This is a genomic window from Parathalassolituus penaei (assembly GCF_026626885.1).
GTDB lineage: Bacteria > Pseudomonadota > Gammaproteobacteria > Pseudomonadales > Oceanobacteraceae > Oceanobacter > Oceanobacter penaei.
Map to the genome: position 1 here is coordinate 200,349 of NZ_JAPNOA010000016.1, position 17,214 is coordinate 217,562.

The window sequence follows — 17,214 nt, forward strand, 5'->3', positions numbered from 1 at the left end:
TTTCTGGCGTTATTCCATGGCTGGCGGTTTACAGCTCTGGCGGTTTACAGCAGCTCTGGCTGGATGTCGTCAAAACTGCGTACAGCCCGATGGGCCGGTTGCTCCGGCAGTTCACCATCGCGGATCAGCCAGCAGGTTTGCATACCGGCGTCGCGGGCGGCATCCAGCTCGGCTTCCACATCCGACAGGAACAGGATTTCCGCCGGTGCTGCGGCGTGTACGGCGGCCAGTTGGGTGCTGATCGTACGGTAGGAATCAGCGTTGATCTTGGCACCGATAAGGGTATCAAAATGGCCGCTGAACAACGGCAGCAGGTTGCCGTACTGGCTGAATTCAAAAAACAGCTTCTGGGCTTCGACCGAACCGGACGAGTAGATGTAGATCGGCAGGTTTTCCTGATGCCAATGCTGCAGCTGGGCTACCGCATCCGGGTACACATGGGCCTGGTAATCTTCGTGGCGGTAGCCGTTTTCCCAGATGCGTCCCTGCAGGGCTTTTAATGGTGTGACCTTGCGATCCTCGGCAATCCAGTTCAGCAATGCCTGAATCAGCGCCTCGGTATTGGCGGTGGTCAGGTGGGTAATGCCTTCTTCGATCAGGATATCCAGTGTGGCTTGCAGTTGGGCTTGCACAAAGTCATCCATGATGTGCACGCGAACGTAGGCCGCCAGATTCTGGGTGGCGTACGGAAACAGAACGTCTTTGACGAACGAAATGGAGGAGGTGGTTCCTTCGATGTCCGTCAGGATGACACGTACAGGCATTATCAGTTTTCCAATCGGTTGAAGCGGTCGGCAATGTTGTCGCCAGTGTAGTGGGCGACCCAGCCTTCCGGATTATTAAACAGGCGAATAGCGATGAAGTCGGGGTTAGGACCCATATCGAACCAGTGTGGGGTGTTGGCCGGTACACTGATCAGATCACCGCGTTCACAGAGTACTTCGTAAACCCTGTCATTTATGTGAAGACTGAACAAACCCTGACCCGCAACAAAAAAGCGTACTTCATCTTCGCCATGACGATGCTCGCGCAGGAAAATCTGGCGCAGTTCGTCTTTTTTCGGGTTTTTGCGATTGAGGCTGACCACATCCACGGTCTGGTAACCTTCTTCTGCGATCAGGCGGTCGATGTCGGCGCGGTAAGCGGCAATAACTTCGTCCTGGCTGGCGCCCGGACTCAGTTCTGCACTGGCTTGCCATTGTTCAAAACGCACACCGGCAGCGGCCAGACGGGCGCGAATACTGCTGATATTCTGGCTGGCAAACTCCAGCTGGGTGATGTCGGCGTGTGGGTAAATACGGATGGCGGACATGATTTCCTCGTGGTGCGCCGAGGTTGTTACCGGCGGTAACAACCCTCGGTGTTACGGTTGTCGGGACTCCATTTGGCCCAGACGAATGAGTTCAAGCTGGTAGGCGCATAGATGGTCGAGTGCTTCCAGATGCCGGAAACAGTCGGCCAGATTGTGGCCCCAGGTGTAGATGCCGTGGCCGCGAATCAGGTAGGCGCGGCATTCCGGTAGCAGCAGTGGGTCGAGCCCTTCGGCCATGCGCGGAATGTTCTGATCGTTATCAACAATCGGAATCACCAGTCGGCTTTCATGGCTGTTCTGGCCTTCGATGGCTTTTTGTAATTCCCAGCCGGTCAGTTCCAGTTCTGCCTGTGGCCATAAGGCCGACAGCAAAACCGCATTGCGCGAATGGGTGTGCAACACCGCTCCGGCTTGTGGGTAGCGCTGGTAAATCTGGGTGTGTAACAGGGTTTCCGCAGAGGGTTTGCCGCGGTTGCTGATACCTTCCGGGTTGACTGCTCGACCTTGCCAGTCGACCACCAGAATATCGGCCGGCGTGAGTTCACCCTTGTGTTTGCCGGAGCTGGTCAGTGCGCAGTACTGGTCGTCCAGACGTGCGGAGTAGTTCGAGCTGGTGGCCGGTGACCAGTCGTTGTTGTAGAGGATTCGGCCGTAATGGCAGAGATCCTCAGCCAGCTGTTGAAAGCGCAGCGTCAGGTTCATGCCTGACGGCCTTCCGCACGGGCACGTGCAAAGAGAGCGGCGACGGTTTCCTTGCTCGGGTTGTGGATCAGACCGGCTTCGGTGGCGATCACATCAATCAGCTCGGCGGGAGTCACGTCAAATGACGGGTTGATTGCCGGGAACTCGTGTGGGGCAATCTGGATGCCCTTGATGCTGGTGACTTCCGACATCGGACGTTGTTCGATCGGGATCTGGTCACCGCTGCTGAGGCTGAGGTCAAAGGTGCTCAGTGGCGCAGCAACCATGAATTTCATGCCGTGGTGACGGGCCAGTACGGCGAGACTGTAAGTACCAATCTTGTTGGCAACGTCACCGTTGGCGGTAATACGATCGGCCCCCACAATGACCCAGTCGGCCTTGCCCTGCCGGAACAGTTGCGCAGCGGCGCCATCACACACCAGCGAGGCGGTGATGTTGTCTTGCTGCAGTTCCCATGCGGTCAGGCGCGCACCTTGCAGCCATGGACGGGTTTCACCGGCATAAACCTGTTCCACCTTGCCGTCATTCCAGGCGCTGCGAATCACACCGAGGGCGGTACCGTGGCCACCGGTTGCCAGTGCGCCGGTATTACAGTGGGTATAAATACGCACCCCTTCTGGCATAACGGACGCGCCATGGTTGCCCATGGCGAGGTTGGCAGCGATGTCTTCTTCGTGAATCCGGATCGCTTCGGCGACCAGCGAAGCGGCATCGGTAGTGCCCAGAGTCGCCATACGTTCCAGTGCCCAGAACAGGTTAACCGCCGTTGGACGTGAGGCTGCCAGTACCCGGAAGGTTTCGGTCATATCACCACCACGCAGGGCTTCCAGAGCATAACCGTAGGCGGCTGTGATGCCGATGGCAGGTGCGCCACGTACCACCATATCGCGAATGGCGATGGCGGTGTCGGCGGCACTGGTACATTCGATCCAGACCTGTTCATGCGGCAGGATGCGCTGGTCCAGCAGGTAAAGGCGGTTGTTGCGCCATTCAATGGCGTTGACTCGGGACGGGCTTTGGGCAGACATGATTCGGAGTTCCGTGCAGGCTGTAGCCGTTAAACTGGGCAATAAACGCGCTAGTTTAACGGCTACGGCGGTTGCTGTCGCCCTGCGGGAGGATTACAGCAGTTTTTGCATGCGACGGAAGGCGTCTACCAGACCACAGGTTGAACCATCAAAGTTGGCCGGAGAGTCGCCACTGAGCAGGGCGTCCAGCACGCGGTTGCCCAGTTTTTTGCCCAGCTCTACACCCCATTGGTCGAACGAGTTGACACCCCAGATCATGCCCTGGGCAGCGACCTTGTGTTCGTACAGGGCAATCAATGCACCCACCACTTGTGGTGTGGATTTCGGGAAATACAGGGTGTTGCTCGGGCGGTTACCACTGATGGCTTTTTGTGGTGCCAGTGCACGGGCTTCGGCTTCCGGCATACCGGCATCCAGCAGTTCCTGCAGAGCTTCCGCTTCGGACTTGCCTTGCAGCAGGGCCTGGCTCTGGCTCAAACAGTTGGAAACCAGCAGGGCATGGAAATGATCAATCGGGTTGTGACTGGTCATTGGCATGATGAAATCAGCCGGTGAAAAATGCGTGCCCTGGTGTAACAACTGGTGGAAGGCGTGCTGACCGTTGGTGCCCACACCACCCCAGATCACCGGGCCTGTGTGGTAATCCACCGGTTGGCCCTGACGGGTCACCGACTTACCATTACTTTCCATATCCAGTTGTTGCAGATGCGCTGGCAGTGTCCGCAGGTAATGGTCATACGGCAGAATTGCATGTGAGTTAACACCAAAGAAGTTGACGTACCAGATTCCCAGCAGTGCCATCAGCACCGGCATATTCTGCGCCAGCGGTGCGGTGCGGAAGTGTTCGTCCATGGCGTGGGCGCCACGTAACAGGTCGCGGAAGTTGTCGATACCAATCGCCAGTGCCAGCGGCAGACCAATGGCAGACCACAGGGAATAACGACCACCGACCCAGTCCCACATCGGGAAGATGTTTTCTTCGGCGATACCAAACTCAACGGCTTTTTCGACGTTGGACGACACGGCCACAAAATGTTTGGCCAGGTCTGACTCGTTACCACCGTTTTTCAGGAACCAGCTGCGGCAGGCGAGGGCGTTTTTCAGGGTTTCCTGGGTGCCAAACGACTTCGACTGCACAATAAACAGCGTGGTGGCCGGATTCAGGCGTTTCAGAATCTCAGTGATATGGGAGCCGTCGATGTTGGCCAGATAGTGAATATCCAGGCGGCTGTCCCAATATGGCTTGAGCGCACCGGAAGCCAGTTTCGGCCCGAGGAACGAGCCACCAATACCAATCGACACCACATCGGTGAACGGCGCGTTGGTGTAACCACGCCATTGGTTGCGGCGGATCTTCCAGCAGAATTCTTCCATACGATGCACGGTGGCACGTACTTCCGGCATGATATCCACGCCATCTACCATTACCGGACGGTCACTGAAGTTACGCAGAGCGGTGTGTAAAGCTGGGCGTTTTTCGCTGTTGTTAACAGCAGCACCTTCAAACAGGTCGTTGATCTGGGCTGGCAACTCACGTTCTTCGGCCAGTTGCAGCAGTAAGGCAACGGTGTCACGGGTAATCCGATTCTTGGAGTAATCCAGGGTCAGGCCTGCGGCTTGTGACTGGAATTGCTCAAAACGCTTAGGGTCTGCGGCAAACCATTCAAGCATATGGTGATGCTGAATTTCGGTATAGTGCTGCTTCAAAGCCATCCAGGCAGGAGATTGGGTAAGGCTGCTGTCCCTTGACATAAACAATCCTTGGTGGTCATTGTTATTGTGAACAGTATACGGACTGCTACTGCCTGCAGCAAAGTGTAAGCCCTTGTTGCCAGTAGGTTTTCTTGCGAAGTGGATAATCGGTAGGACGAAGTGTTACACGGCGGGGAAAACAGGCCCCTGTTACCGTGGGTAACAGGGGCCCCAGGGTTCAGGCCATCTGAACCGGAATGTCGAAGCTGGTGTGGCTGACGCTGTTATCAGCGTTGATGTACACCATCTTTGGCTTGAAGTTGGCCAGTTCCTGTTCGTCATAACTGCCGTAGGTGCAGATAATAACGCGATCGCCAACATCGGCCAGGCGGGCAGCAGCACCATTTACAGAAATCATGCCGGAGCCATCTTCGGCACGGATGATGTAAGTAGTGAAACGATGACCGTTGTCGATGTTGTAAATCTGGATCTGTTCAAACTCACGCATGCCGGCAAGATCCAGCAAGGTGCCATCAATGGCACAGGAGCCTTCATAATTCAGCACCGAGTGGGTCACACGGGCCTGGTGAAGTTTGGCTTTCAGCATAATGGACTGCATGGTAACCCCTTACATAAACATCGGTTCCGGGCGCAGTGCGGGGCCCGGCAACCGGGGATCGGCCCCTGATGATCGATCAATAAATAGACGATCTGACGAGGGGGCGAGAGTATGCCTTAATCAATATGTGGATTCAATGCGACCTGGATATTATCAATCAGGCGGGCATTACCGAGGAAAGCAGCCCCGAGAATCACCAGTTTGTCACCTGGTTGTGGCGCGGAAACCACTTCCAGATTGTCAGCACACCGTACTTCGAGGTAGTCACAACGGAAGCCACTGTTATCAATAGCCTGACGCGCCTCAGCGATTGCTTCTGCAACGGTTACCCCCTGTTTGAGTAACTGTCCCAGTTGTTGCAACCCCTGATGCAACGCCGGGGCAATTGCACGTTCTTCCGCTGTCAGATACCCGTTACGGGAACTGAGTGCCAGACCATCGGCCGCGCGGGCTGTTGGTACAGCGGTAATTTTAATTGGCATGTCGAGATCAGCGACCATCTTGCGGATAACGGCTATCTGCTGGTAGTCCTTTTCCCCAAAAAAGGCTTGATCCGGTTGGACCATGTTGAACAATTTGGTGACCACAGTCGCCACACCGTCAAAATGGCCGGGACGAGCCCCACCGCACAGACCTTCCGATACACCCGGAACGGTCACGCGGCTCATACTGGCCTGGCCGTTCGGGTACATTTCTTTTACATCCGGTGCAAACAACAATTCACAGCTGGCGGCCGCCAGACGCTGTTGATCCTGTTCGAGTGTACGTGGGTAACGCTCGAGGTCTTTGGGGTCGTTAAACTGCATCGGATTAACAAAAATACTGGCAACGACAAAGCAGTCTTCGGCATGGGCGCGATCAACAAGGCTGATATGCCCGTCGTGCAGATTGCCCATGGTTGGCACAAAGCCGATACGTTGGCCCTGGCGGCGTGCCGCCAGCACCTGTTCGCGCAATTCGCGAATGGTATGAACAGTGATCATGCGTTAAACCCGTGCTCCGGGCCGGGGAATGTCCCGGCTTCCACTTCCTGAACGTAGGCGGCGAACGCCTCTTTGACTCCACGACCATCGGTCATGAAATTTTTCACGAATTTGGGTACATGGTTGGGATTCAGGCCCAGCATGTCATGCATCACCAGTACCTGGGCATCCGTGGCACTACCAGCACCAATACCAATAACCGGCACTCGCACAGAAGCGGTAATACGTTCCGCCAGTGCTGATGGTACGCATTCGAGCAACAGCAGGTCGGCTCCGGCATCCGCGAGTGCAATCGCATGACGTACCATAGCTTCAGCACGTTCCTGCTCGCGGCCCTGAACGCGATAACCGCCGAATTTGTTCACCGACTGTGGCGTCAGGCCCAGGTGTGCGCACACTGGAACCCCCTGACGGCCCAGCGATTCAATAATCGGAATCAGCCAGTCGTCACCTTCGAGTTTGACCATGTGAGCACCGGCTTGCATGACTTGACGAGCGCTGTCGAGAGCTTGCTCAAGCGTGCCGTAACTCATAAACGGCAGGTCGGTCATGATCAGTGCAGGGCGTGCCGCACGACGGTTGCCACGGGCAACACAGGCGGTGTGATAAGCCATTTCGGCTACGGTCACGGGCAGGGTGCTGTCCTGACCTTGCAGAACCATACCCAGGGAATCACCAACCAGAATGGCGTCTACGCCTGCGTCAGCGGCCAGCTGAGCGAAAGTGGCGTCGTAGGCAGTCAGGACGCTGAACTTTTCCTGCTGGTCTTTCTTGGCCTGCAGGGTCCTGATATTGATTGGGCTCATGGGCGTTCTCCAGTCCAGGTTCGTTCGTACACAAGGACGCTATGGTGCTTATTGGTGCCGGTAAGTCAATATTGCCAATTGAATTTCATTCTATCGGAAAGGGTCTTTACTTTTCCGGATTAAATGTGGCCGTTCAGATGACGGGGGGTGGCAATAGTGGGACCAGCGGTGCTTCCTTGCCGCTTTGAATGTCTGCCAGAACCTTGGTGGCCCAGGCACTCAGTGGACGGCCATCCGGCATATTGAGCGCCGGAGCGATTTCCATCAGGGGTAATAATACAAAACTGCGCAGTGCCATCTGGCTGTGAGGAACGGTCAGACGTTCACTGCTGATCACCTCGTCGCCATACAACAGGATGTCGACATCAATACAACGCTCGCCCCAATGACGCAGTTTCACCCGGCCCTGATCCCGCTCCAGCTGTTGCAGGTTGTCCAGCAAAGCCAGTGGAGCAAGACAAGTGCGGATGCAGGCGACGGCATTGACATAATCAGGTTGATCCTGGGGGCCGACCGGCTTGCTGCCGTACAGGGATGACACCTGCTCCAGCTGGATACCGGGCAGGGCGGCGAGAGTTGTAACAGCTGTCAGCAGCTGCTGGACCGGGTTGTCGATATTGGCACCCAGTCCAAGATAGCAGAGTGTGGTCATGAGCGATTACGCGGTGCCCGACGACGACGGCGACGCGCCGGACGTGGTTCTTCCGGGTTTTCGTCATTAAATTGCTGACGACGGGATGGTGTTTCCGGTACACCATGTTCGGCTTGGAAACGGGTCCACCAGGAACCGATTCCGCCCAGATCTTCACCGGATTGCTCACGCAGCAGCAGGAAGTCATAAGCCGCGCGGAAGCGTGGCAGACTCAGCAGCTCAAGACTCTTGCGGCTCTGGGTACGTGGCAGACGCAGCTGCATTTCCCAGATCTCACGCATTGGAATCGAGAAACGTTTTGGAATCGCCAGATGCTGGCACTGCTGGTGCAGCAGGCGGTCAGCGGCTTTTTGCATGGCCGGGTGCGGCGGCAATCCGGTTTTTTCGAATTCACGAGTCATGCGAATCAGGGCTGGCCACAACAAGGCAGCAAGGAAGAAATACGGTGTTACCGATTTGTCAGCACGAATGCGCGCATCGGTGTTACGCATGGTATTTTCGGCCAGTGCCAGCGCCAGCGGATCACTGCGCAGACATTGCTCGGTGGCCGGGAAAATATGTTCAAACAGGTTGTACTGGCGTAACAGCTGCAGTGTTACCAGAGCGTTACCAGCCAGGAACAGTTTGAGAATTTCATCGAACATGCGTGCAGCAGGCACCTGCTCGAGCAGGGAGGCCAGCTGTGGAATCGGTGCGGCGGTTGCCGGTTCCATGGTGAAGTCGAGCTTCGCCATAAAACGGATCGCCCGCAGCATACGTACCGGGTCTTCACGGTAGCGGGTTTCCGGATCACCAATCAGGCGCAGCTGACGATTTTGCAGGTCTTCCCAGCCGCCAGCGTAAGCGTACACGCCAAAATCAGCGATGTTGTAATAGATGGCGTTAACGCTGAAGTCACGGCGCACCGCATCTTCGTCACGGGTGCCATAGACGTTGTCGCGCAGGATCATGCCCTGCTCACCGGTGGCGGCTACCTTGCTAGAGTGCTCTTCGGTTGGTGGGGCGCGGAAAGTGGCGACTTCGATGACATCTCGTCCGAATACCACATGAACCAGCTTGAAGCGTCGACCAATCAGACGCGCGTTACGAAACAGCGCGGCGACCTGTTCGGGAGTTGCATTGGTTGCAACGTCGAAATCCTTGGGATGAAGACCCAGCAGGGTGTCGCGTACGCCACCGCCAACCAGCAATGCTTCGTAACCGGCATTGTGCAGGCGATACAACACCTTCAGCGCATTTTCGCTGAGCTGGCTGCGGCTGATGCTGTGCTCGTCACGGGTAATGACTTGGAACAATGGCTCGTCTGCCACTTGCGGGGCATCTGGACTGAGGATGTTCTTGATAAAACGGGTTATACGCTTCACTGAGTGCAGTTCTGTAGCTCGAAACGGAAGGCGACGAGTGTACAGCGGAGTGAACTCCAGATAAATAAAAAAGCCGCTCGAAGCGGCTTTCATCTGGGGAGGCCCGTGTTCTTATTGTTGTATGTCCCTCAATGCTCGGACTGGGGTCATCCGCTCTTTTGAATATTCAGTATCGCCTGTTTTTATTTTTATCGGCGAAGCAGACCATTCGAAACAGTCGGATCAGCGACACCTCTTGTTATTTTTGTTGTCGAGGTTTGCTGTTACGGCTCTGGTATTTATTTTTATTGTCAGAGCCAGGAAGCTAACGCAGCTTTTATTTTTATTGTTTGCGTCGCTTCGTGTAAATATTAAAGCAGGTGCTGTGCCAACTTTTAAAAGTCCTTATAAATCAAGTGTTTGTGTTTTGTTGGTGGCGGTTGGCATGGCTTTGACAGTGTGGCTGTTACCCTGTTTCGTGGCCTTGGGTAACAGTTTGGGCCACAGGTAACACTTTGAGCCAAAGGCGTGATTACGGGTCAGTCCGCCGGGTAACAGCCGGGATTTTTTGAACTTTTGCGAAAACTGGTCTTCCGGGCTATTCCGGAGTGTTACCTGAATGTGTGGCTGGGGCTGCTGGGTGTGTGGCTGCTGTGTATGTGACAGGGGGAGGAGAGTGTTACCGTTTTGAATAACTGCTGTCCTGGATGACGATGTGGGGGCGGTAACACTCAACCTGAAACACTCGACCCGAATAGCAACATGCGGCGCAGAACAGGGCTGCACAACATGCTCCCGTATTTTTCAGGCCCAGAATGAACAAAACCCGTAATCAGTTACCTGATTACGGGTTCTGGAGAGAGTTTGAGACTTCTTCTTGTTCTGACACTCGTCGCTGATTTTTTATTTTTATTGTTCGGCGATGTGATGTGACTGATCGCGGTTCTTATTTTTATTGGTGCGTCGTCATTCTTATTCTGATCCGGTATTAGCTATAGTCGTGCCAATTTTTAAAAATCCATATAAAACAAAAGGTTATGATTTTATTTCGCGGAAATGTGCAAGAAATCGCAAGGTTTTGTTACGTTCGGCGTGGTGAGCGGTAACAAGTAGTGTTACGGGTAACACTTTGGGAGGGGGTCGCAGGTGTTACTTCCTGGTTGTTGTGTTGCGGGATTGGTGTAGATCGACAGGTTGTGGTGGTGTTCGCCAAAAGCAGAGGCCATAAAGAACAAAACCCCGCATCGGGGTGACGATGCGAGGTTCTGGAGAGAGCTTGAGACTTCTTCTTGTTCTGACACTCGACGCCATGTTTATTTTTATTGTTTGGCGTTTTGGCGGCTGTGCGTGTTTTTTATTTTTATTTTCAACGCTACCACTCTTGTTGTGATCTATATGAAGCCAATGTCGTGCCAACTTTATAAAGTCTATTAAAATCATTGAGTTAGGTTTTTTAGAGGGATGTTTTTCAGTGTTGGAAACAGATTGTGTTACGTGGGGCTGTTGCTCTGGGTAACACACTTTGGGCCAGGTAACACTCTGGTATCACTACAAAGGTATTGGTTGGTGGTTTCAACAATTCAGATCGAAGTTCATTGTCTGTTGTAACTAACACTTGGTCGAATGCTGTCGCGACGCCTCGTGGGGCATTGCTGTTACGGGGCTGTGAGTGGCGGATGGAAAAGTGTTACCGGAGCAGACATGTGCGCGCGGTTAGTCCGGGGGCTGGCTGCTGATTTTGGGATGCCCAGATGAACAAAACCCGGGATCAGTTACCTGAACCCGGGTTTCGGAGAGAATCGGAGACTTCTTCTTGTTCTGACACTCGCGGCCGCACTTGTTTTTATTTGACGGCGCTACGGGTTGGTTGACGACATTCTTGTTTTTATCGCGTCACCACTCTTGTTGTGATGCAGATAAAGCTAAAGCCGTGCCAACTTTTTGGGGTTTTGGAAAACCCTTTAAAAACAAGGAGTTGTGCTTAAGTCGGAAATTGTTTGCCATATAAACTGTGAGGTTGTTACCAAAAGTGTTACCACTAGTAGCGTAACACTTCGGTAGCATGAGGCGGGCGGTAACACTACTTGGCTTTTTTGCGAGGGATTCCCAAACGCTGGCGACGTTCCCACAGGCTTTTGCGTGAAATGCCCAGTTTGCGGGCCAGATCGGTCTCGGTCATCTTGCTTTCGTTTTCCAGCACAAAGTGCATGAAATAGTCGTCCAGTGACAGATCACCATGATCCGCAGCGGGCTCGCGTTCAACCGCAACGTTGTTGTTTTCAACGAGGTTTTCACGCATGGCCTGACTGATGTAACGATCCGGAGACAAGTCGATCCCCAGCAGGTCGGCGCTGATCCGGTTGCCATCGGCAAGAATAACGGCGCGCTCAACCGCGTTTTCGAGTTCCCGCACGTTACCTGGCCACTGATACTGGCGAATTGCCTGCATGGCGGCGGCATCAAATTTCATGCTGGCCTGAGCCATTTTTTCGCAGCTGCGACGCAACATGAACTCAGCCAGTTCTAGAACGTCATCACCACGATCACGCAGGGCTGGCAGGCGCAGTTCCACAACGTTGAGGCGGTAATACAGGTCTTCACGGAATTCACCACGGCTGGCCATTTCGCGCAGGTTACGGTGGGTTGCCGCAATCAGGCGTACATCCACTTTCAGGCTTTGCACCGAACCAACCCGGCGGATTTCGCCTTCCTGCAATACCCGCAGCAGACGTGCTTGTGCCTCCAGTGGCAGCTCACCAATTTCGTCGAGGAAGAGGGTGCCACCATCAGCGGCTTCAACCAGACCCTGACGTTGGGCGGCGGCACCGGTAAAAGCCCCTTTTTCGTGGCCGAACAGTTCGGATTCCAGCAGGGTTTCCGGAATAGCTGCGCAGTTAACCGAAATCAGCTGGGCGGACGCGCGACGGCTTTGCAGATGCAGGGCCTTGGCCACCAGTTCCTTACCGGTGCCGGATTCACCGTGAATCAGTACCGTGGCGTCGGTGGGGGCTACCTTGCTGATTTTCTTGTAGAGCGCCAGCATGGCATCACAGCTGCCGATAATGCCGTTATGGCCACTATTGATAACGGCTTCGTTAGTGTCGTCGTCATCGTTGCTTTCTGCTGTTGCAGAGCTGGTTGGCGCAGGCTCAGGTTTGCGAGCCAGAATGGTCTTGACGGCCTGAACCAGCTCTTCGTGATCAAATGGTTTGGCGATGTACTCAACCGCACCGAGTTTCATGGCATCAACGGCGCTGCGCAGACTGGCGTAACTGGTCATCACCAGCACGGGTGTGCGCGAGGCCAGGGCGATCAGTTCGGTACCCTGACCACCCGGCAAACGCAGATCGGTGATGATCAGGTTAAAGCTGTCGAGATCCTGCTGGCGGGCAGCATCCAGGCTGTCCGCTTCGGTAATTTCGTAGCCGTGACGCTGTAACAGGCGACGAATCGACTGGCGAATGATGGCTTCATCTTCGACGACGAGGATACGACTCATAAACTGGATTCCGTCCTGTGTTCCGGAAGGTAACGTGGCAGGCTGACTCTAACACATGTACCACCGTTGTGATCAGCGGGGCTTTGTATCTTCACCTGACCATAGTGCTCTTCAATAATGCTGTAAACCAGCGCAAGGCCAAGGCCGGTGCCTTTGCCAACTTCCTTGGTGGTGTAGAACGGCTCGAAAACCCGACCGAGAATTTCCGGTGGGATACCGTGCCCTTCATCTGTTACCCGAATACACACCTGATGCTCATCCTGAATTGTATCAGCAACAATAGTGTCACCGGGCTGACTGGCATCACGGGCGTTACCCAGAAGGTTGACGAATACCTGCACCAGACGCTGGGAATCCCCAAGTACCATGGCATCCGGGTCGCATTCGTTGATAAACAGAATGTCCTGACTGCGTTTGCTCAGACGCAACAACTGCATGGCGTCTTCAACACAGGTGTGGATGTTCACTTCTTCATGTTCGGTGGAATGGTTACCGGCATGGGCGAAGTTCATCAGTGATTGCAGGATTTTGCCGATGCGTTTGGTCTGATCGCGAATCTGATCGGCGATTTCCCGGGTGTCGGGATTTTCGGCTTCGTACTGCAGCGTCTGCGCCAGACAATCAATACCGGTTACCGGGTTGCCGATTTCGTGGGCAACACCCGCTGCCAGACGGCCGATCGATGCCAGGCGTTCGCTGTGCATCAGCTCGCGCTCCAGCAGCTGGGTATCGGTCTGGTCTTCCAGTAGTAACACAATGCCACCGGGTTGGCCGTTTGCCGACTGGATCAGGGATTTATGCAGGTTGTACCAGCGTGGGCGGCCTTCAATATCAATCCGCTTTTTGTACTCGTGAAGTGGCACGGCGTTGGTAAAGCTGCTCAGCAGTTTGCCCCATGGATCGGGCAGGCCAGCCAGCAGGGTGCCGGTAACACGATCCGCCGGAATGCGGGTGAGTTCTACCATGGCATGGTTCCAGAGCAGGATTTCGCCATCTTCTGCCAGCGAGCAGGCACCAATCGGTAACCGCTCCAGTGTCTGGCGGTGATAACGACGCAGGTGGTCAAGTTCGCCTGCCAGGCCGGACAGACGATCATGGAAGCCTTCAAGGCGTTGTTCGATCAGGAAGATATCCGAGGTCAGTTCGGCACCCTGCTGCAGTGGCAGGTAACGCTGGATAATGTCCTGGGCAACGGTCGGCCCCATCAGGTTGGCGAGGTTGGCTTCCAGACGCACACGCAGGCGGCGCAGCTCGTGTGGACGATCTTCGTAACCCGGCAAGCCGAGATCAGCGAGTGCCTGGGTGACTTCCCGTTCGGCCATAAAACGGCCAAGCGGACGGCTGAGGGCCAGAATGGCATCGTTGGAGTTTTCGGCCACCAGTGGGCGCATGCTCGGACGCTGTGCGGCGAGAATACAAGCATCGGCGGCGGCATTTTCAGCCGGATGGGTAGTGCTGCGCAGACTTACCAGCACCAGTGTTCCGAAGTTGGCGATCAGGCTGCCAATCGCCGCGTACTGCCAGTTGCCGGCATCGTAGATTAACCAGGTTGGCAGCCAGTCCTTGCCATGCCATAACAGGTCGGGCAGCAGGGCGCTGCTCCAGACGGTAAAGCCGGCGACCAGACCATAAATAAAGCCTTTGTGGTTGGCACCTTTCCAATACAGCAGGCCAAACACGCCTGGCATAAATTGCAGGGCGGCACCACAGGCGAGAATCCCCAGCCGGTTCAGATCCAGACGATGGCCAATGTGCAGATAAAACAGGCAGGCGCTGCCAATAATTGCCACAACCAGCAGGCGGCGGCTCCATAGCAGCCAGCGATAAAAATCGGTAGCCGGACCAGGCTTGTGGTGAGGGAACAACACGTGATTCAGCAGCATGGTAGAGGAGGCCAGAGTCATCTGGATGCTCACCCCTGTTGCCGCGGCGACACCACCCATAAACACCAGCAAGGCCAGCCAGGGCGATTTCATTTCCAGCGCTAGCCCCAGCGAAAAATATTCAGGCGGCACGTTTAATGTCATAAGTTTACCGGCCCAGATCAGTGGCGGCACCACCATACTGAGGATCAGCAGCAGTACTGGAAAGGCCCAGCTGGCCAGCCGTAATGAGCGGGCACTGACGTTTTCGGTAAAGGTAATGTGGAATGTGTGTGGCATGGCAATGGCGATGGCCAAGCACATCATAAACAGGGCGTAAGACGGTGTTGCCGGTGGCGAATAGGTGCGCGATGCAAAATAGGCGCTGACATGGCTGAGCCACTGATTACCATCAGGCAACTGTGGCAGCAGGTCAAATAGCAGGACACCGGCGGCAATCAGGACGGCAATCAGTTTGAACAGGGTTTCCAGCGCCAGTGCAAACACCAGACCTTCGTGGTTTTCCCGCGGGGTCATATGACGGGCGCCAAACAGGATCGACAGGATCATCAGGGTGACTGCAAAGCCCGGCACCAGCCACATATCCGACCACTCCGGGGCCAGCATATGCATGGTATTGGCGACGGCTTTCATTTGCAGGGTCAGCAGCGGAATTACGACGCCAAGCATACAGATGGCAACCAGAACCCCGGCGCTGGCACTGCGATAACGGAATGACAGCAGGTCAGCCAGCGAGTTGAGCTGGTACATGCGGGTGATCGAAAGAATGGGCTTGAGCAAGAGCGGTGCCATCAGGAAAGCACCAGCAAGGCCCATAAAATAGGCGAGGTAACCAAACCCATAGAGGTCAGCCAGTGCCACACTGCCGTAATACCCCCAGGCGCTGGCAAAAACGCCGAGCGACAGCAGGTAAATCACGGGTTGTTGTACCCAACGACGTGGAACCCAGCCGCGCTCGACGGCGTAGGCACTGAAATACAGCAGCGAGAGGTATGCCAGCATGATCAGGCATAACAGGCTGAGGTTAAACGTCATAATCCGGCATCCACAAGCGTCGGCAAAGGCCCATGGCCCCGCCACAAAATGCCGACAGACTACCACAAACTCTGAACGCAGGTTGAGAATGTCGATTGTTCGACCACGCGCCCGGCGCGGTCGTCAGGCAGGCTGGCGGAAGTGGTCCGGTGCTGGCATCTGCTGCTGGCCAGCCAGCTGTTGTGGCTGCCAGTTGGGGATCGCCCAGCTCAGCAGTTCAGCTGGACTGGCGCCGCGCAGTGCAGCGGGCGGTTGTTGTTGCAGCCATTGCAGCGCCAGCCAGAGATTATCGGCACTGGCCGCCGGATTCAGTGGCAGGGCTAGGTTCTGTTTGCTGAGTTTCTGACCGTTGCGTTCGACCGCTACCGGAATGTGACTCCAGACCGGGATGCGGGCGCCAAGGGCGCGGTACAAGACCTGCTGGCGCGGGGTTGAATCAATCAGGTCGATGCCACGCATCACATGGGTCATGCCCTGATCAATATCGTCACAGACCACGGCCAGCTGGTACGACCACAAGTGATCACGACGGCGGATCACAAAATCACCGATTTCCTGATCCAGACTGAAATGCTGCAGACCTTGCAGCTGGTCCTGGAATGACTCGATGCCCGATCCGACCAGAAAGCGCCAGGCGCATTCACCACCCGGATAAGCACAACGCCCCAGATGCAAACCGCTTCCCAGTTGTTTACGGGAGCAGCTGCACGGAAATGCCAGTCCTCGCTCGGTCAGGCTGTGCAGACAAGCTTCATAAGCCTCACCACGCTGGCTCTGGTAACGAATGTCACCATCCCAATACAGGGCACAGCTTTCCAGCGTTTGCAGAATATGGGGAACGGCGTTTGGATCTTCGCGCGGCGGATCGAGGTCTTCGATGCGCAGTAACCAGCGGCCCTGATGGGAACGGGCGTCGAGATAACTGGCAACGGCGGCCAGCAAGGAACCAAAATGCAGCGGTCCGGTAGGGGATGGCGCAAAACGGCCGGTATAGGCGGATTCAGAAACGGAAGACGTTGATACGAGAGAGTCGGGGAGCATGACGGGCTCCGAGGCAGGTAGCAGGTGCGGGGGCGAACCCCCGCAATCCGGGATTAAACGCCCAGCTGCTTTTCCTTGATTTCAGCAAGGGTCTTGCAGTCGATACACAGGTCGGCGGTAGGACGGGCTTCCAGACGACGGATGCCGATTTCCACACCACAGGCTTCGCAGTAACCGTAGTCGCCCTTATCGATCAGGTCGATGGTCTTTTCAATCTTCTTGATCAGCTTGCGCTCGCGGTCGCGAGTACGCAGCTCAAGGTTGAACTCTTCTTCCTGGCTGGCACGGTCATTTGGGTCAGCGTAGTTGTTGAGTTCGGTTTGCATGTGTTCCTTGGTGCGATCAACTTCTTCCATCAGCTCCTGCTTCCAGCTGCGCAGGATGTTGGCGAAGTGCTCCAGCTGAGCATCGCTCATATACTCTTCACCGTCTTTGATCTCGTAAGGAGTAAAGTCGGTCAGGGCAAATTCTTTCTTATCTTGCGGCATGGTGGTACTGCCTCACCTGTTAACGGATTCAATCAACCGAACACGGCCAAAATTGGCCCCCAAAAAATAATAAGGCCGGGAAACTATCAGATAACAGCGAGTGCGCCAACTGTTTCCTTTGGTTCCTCTTC

At 55.2% G+C, this 17,214-nt stretch carries 14 protein-coding genes; all 14 read right to left on the minus strand.

Features of this window, described 5'->3' with window-relative positions:
* Nucleotides 1-44: 44 nt before the first annotated feature.
* Entirely contained in the window at nucleotides 45-764 is a 720-nt protein-coding gene (gene mtnC, locus OUO13_RS04115) for an acireductone synthase (protein WP_283172582.1), read from the minus strand.
* 2 nt (nucleotides 765-766) lie between these two features.
* Nucleotides 767-1,312 (minus strand): 1,2-dihydroxy-3-keto-5-methylthiopentene dioxygenase, encoded by a 546-nt coding sequence (locus OUO13_RS04120; RefSeq protein WP_283172583.1) that lies wholly within the window; start codon nucleotides 1,310-1,312, stop codon nucleotides 767-769.
* A 51-nt stretch (nucleotides 1,313-1,363) separates the two neighbouring features.
* The gene (locus tag OUO13_RS04125) at nucleotides 1,364-2,014 is read right to left on the minus strand and encodes a methylthioribulose 1-phosphate dehydratase (protein WP_283172584.1); all 651 of its coding nucleotides are present in this window, start codon (nucleotides 2,012-2,014) and stop codon (nucleotides 1,364-1,366) included.
* The gene (gene mtnA, locus OUO13_RS04130; protein WP_283172585.1) at nucleotides 2,011-3,042 is read right to left on the minus strand and encodes an S-methyl-5-thioribose-1-phosphate isomerase; all 1,032 of its coding nucleotides are present in this window, start codon (nucleotides 3,040-3,042) and stop codon (nucleotides 2,011-2,013) included. Before mtnA ends, OUO13_RS04125 begins: the two co-directional genes overlap by 4 nt.
* A gap of 93 nt (nucleotides 3,043-3,135) precedes the next feature.
* A complete protein-coding gene (gene pgi, locus OUO13_RS04135) occupies nucleotides 3,136-4,794 on the minus strand; it encodes a glucose-6-phosphate isomerase (RefSeq protein ID WP_283172586.1) in 1,659 nt (552 codons plus the stop codon).
* Between the two features lie 178 nt (nucleotides 4,795-4,972).
* Complete coding sequence (panD, locus tag OUO13_RS04140; protein ID WP_283172587.1) at nucleotides 4,973-5,353, minus strand: aspartate 1-decarboxylase; 381 nt, start codon at nucleotides 5,351-5,353, stop codon at nucleotides 4,973-4,975.
* Nucleotides 5,354-5,469: 116 nt separating this feature from the next.
* A complete protein-coding gene (panC, locus tag OUO13_RS04145; protein ID WP_283172588.1) occupies nucleotides 5,470-6,336 on the minus strand; it encodes a pantoate--beta-alanine ligase in 867 nt (288 codons plus the stop codon).
* Entirely contained in the window at nucleotides 6,333-7,142 is an 810-nt protein-coding gene (panB, locus tag OUO13_RS04150; RefSeq protein WP_283172589.1) for a 3-methyl-2-oxobutanoate hydroxymethyltransferase, read from the minus strand. The genes panC and panB overlap by 4 nt, the downstream gene beginning before the upstream one ends.
* Before the next feature lie 133 nt (nucleotides 7,143-7,275).
* On the minus strand, nucleotides 7,276-7,794 hold the full coding sequence (folK, locus tag OUO13_RS04155; protein ID WP_283172590.1) for a 2-amino-4-hydroxy-6-hydroxymethyldihydropteridine diphosphokinase: 519 nt from the start codon (nucleotides 7,792-7,794) through the stop codon (nucleotides 7,276-7,278).
* Entirely contained in the window at nucleotides 7,791-9,158 is a 1,368-nt protein-coding gene (pcnB, locus tag OUO13_RS04160) for a polynucleotide adenylyltransferase PcnB (protein ID WP_283172591.1), read from the minus strand. The genes folK and pcnB overlap by 4 nt, the downstream gene beginning before the upstream one ends.
* A 2,059-nt stretch (nucleotides 9,159-11,217) precedes the next feature.
* The gene (locus tag OUO13_RS04165; protein ID WP_283172592.1) at nucleotides 11,218-12,636 is read right to left on the minus strand and encodes a sigma-54-dependent transcriptional regulator; all 1,419 of its coding nucleotides are present in this window, start codon (nucleotides 12,634-12,636) and stop codon (nucleotides 11,218-11,220) included.
* Nucleotides 12,633-15,554, minus strand: coding sequence for an ATP-binding protein (locus OUO13_RS04170; RefSeq protein ID WP_283172593.1), 2,922 nt, complete (start codon nucleotides 15,552-15,554; stop codon nucleotides 12,633-12,635). Before OUO13_RS04170 ends, OUO13_RS04165 begins: the two co-directional genes overlap by 4 nt.
* Nucleotides 15,555-15,677: 123 nt before the next feature.
* On the minus strand, nucleotides 15,678-16,595 hold the full coding sequence (gene gluQRS, locus OUO13_RS04175; protein ID WP_283172594.1) for a tRNA glutamyl-Q(34) synthetase GluQRS: 918 nt from the start codon (nucleotides 16,593-16,595) through the stop codon (nucleotides 15,678-15,680).
* A 53-nt stretch (nucleotides 16,596-16,648) separates the two neighbouring features.
* The gene (gene dksA, locus OUO13_RS04180; protein WP_283172595.1) at nucleotides 16,649-17,083 is read right to left on the minus strand and encodes an RNA polymerase-binding protein DksA; all 435 of its coding nucleotides are present in this window, start codon (nucleotides 17,081-17,083) and stop codon (nucleotides 16,649-16,651) included.
* Between the last annotated feature and the right edge of the window lie 131 nt (nucleotides 17,084-17,214).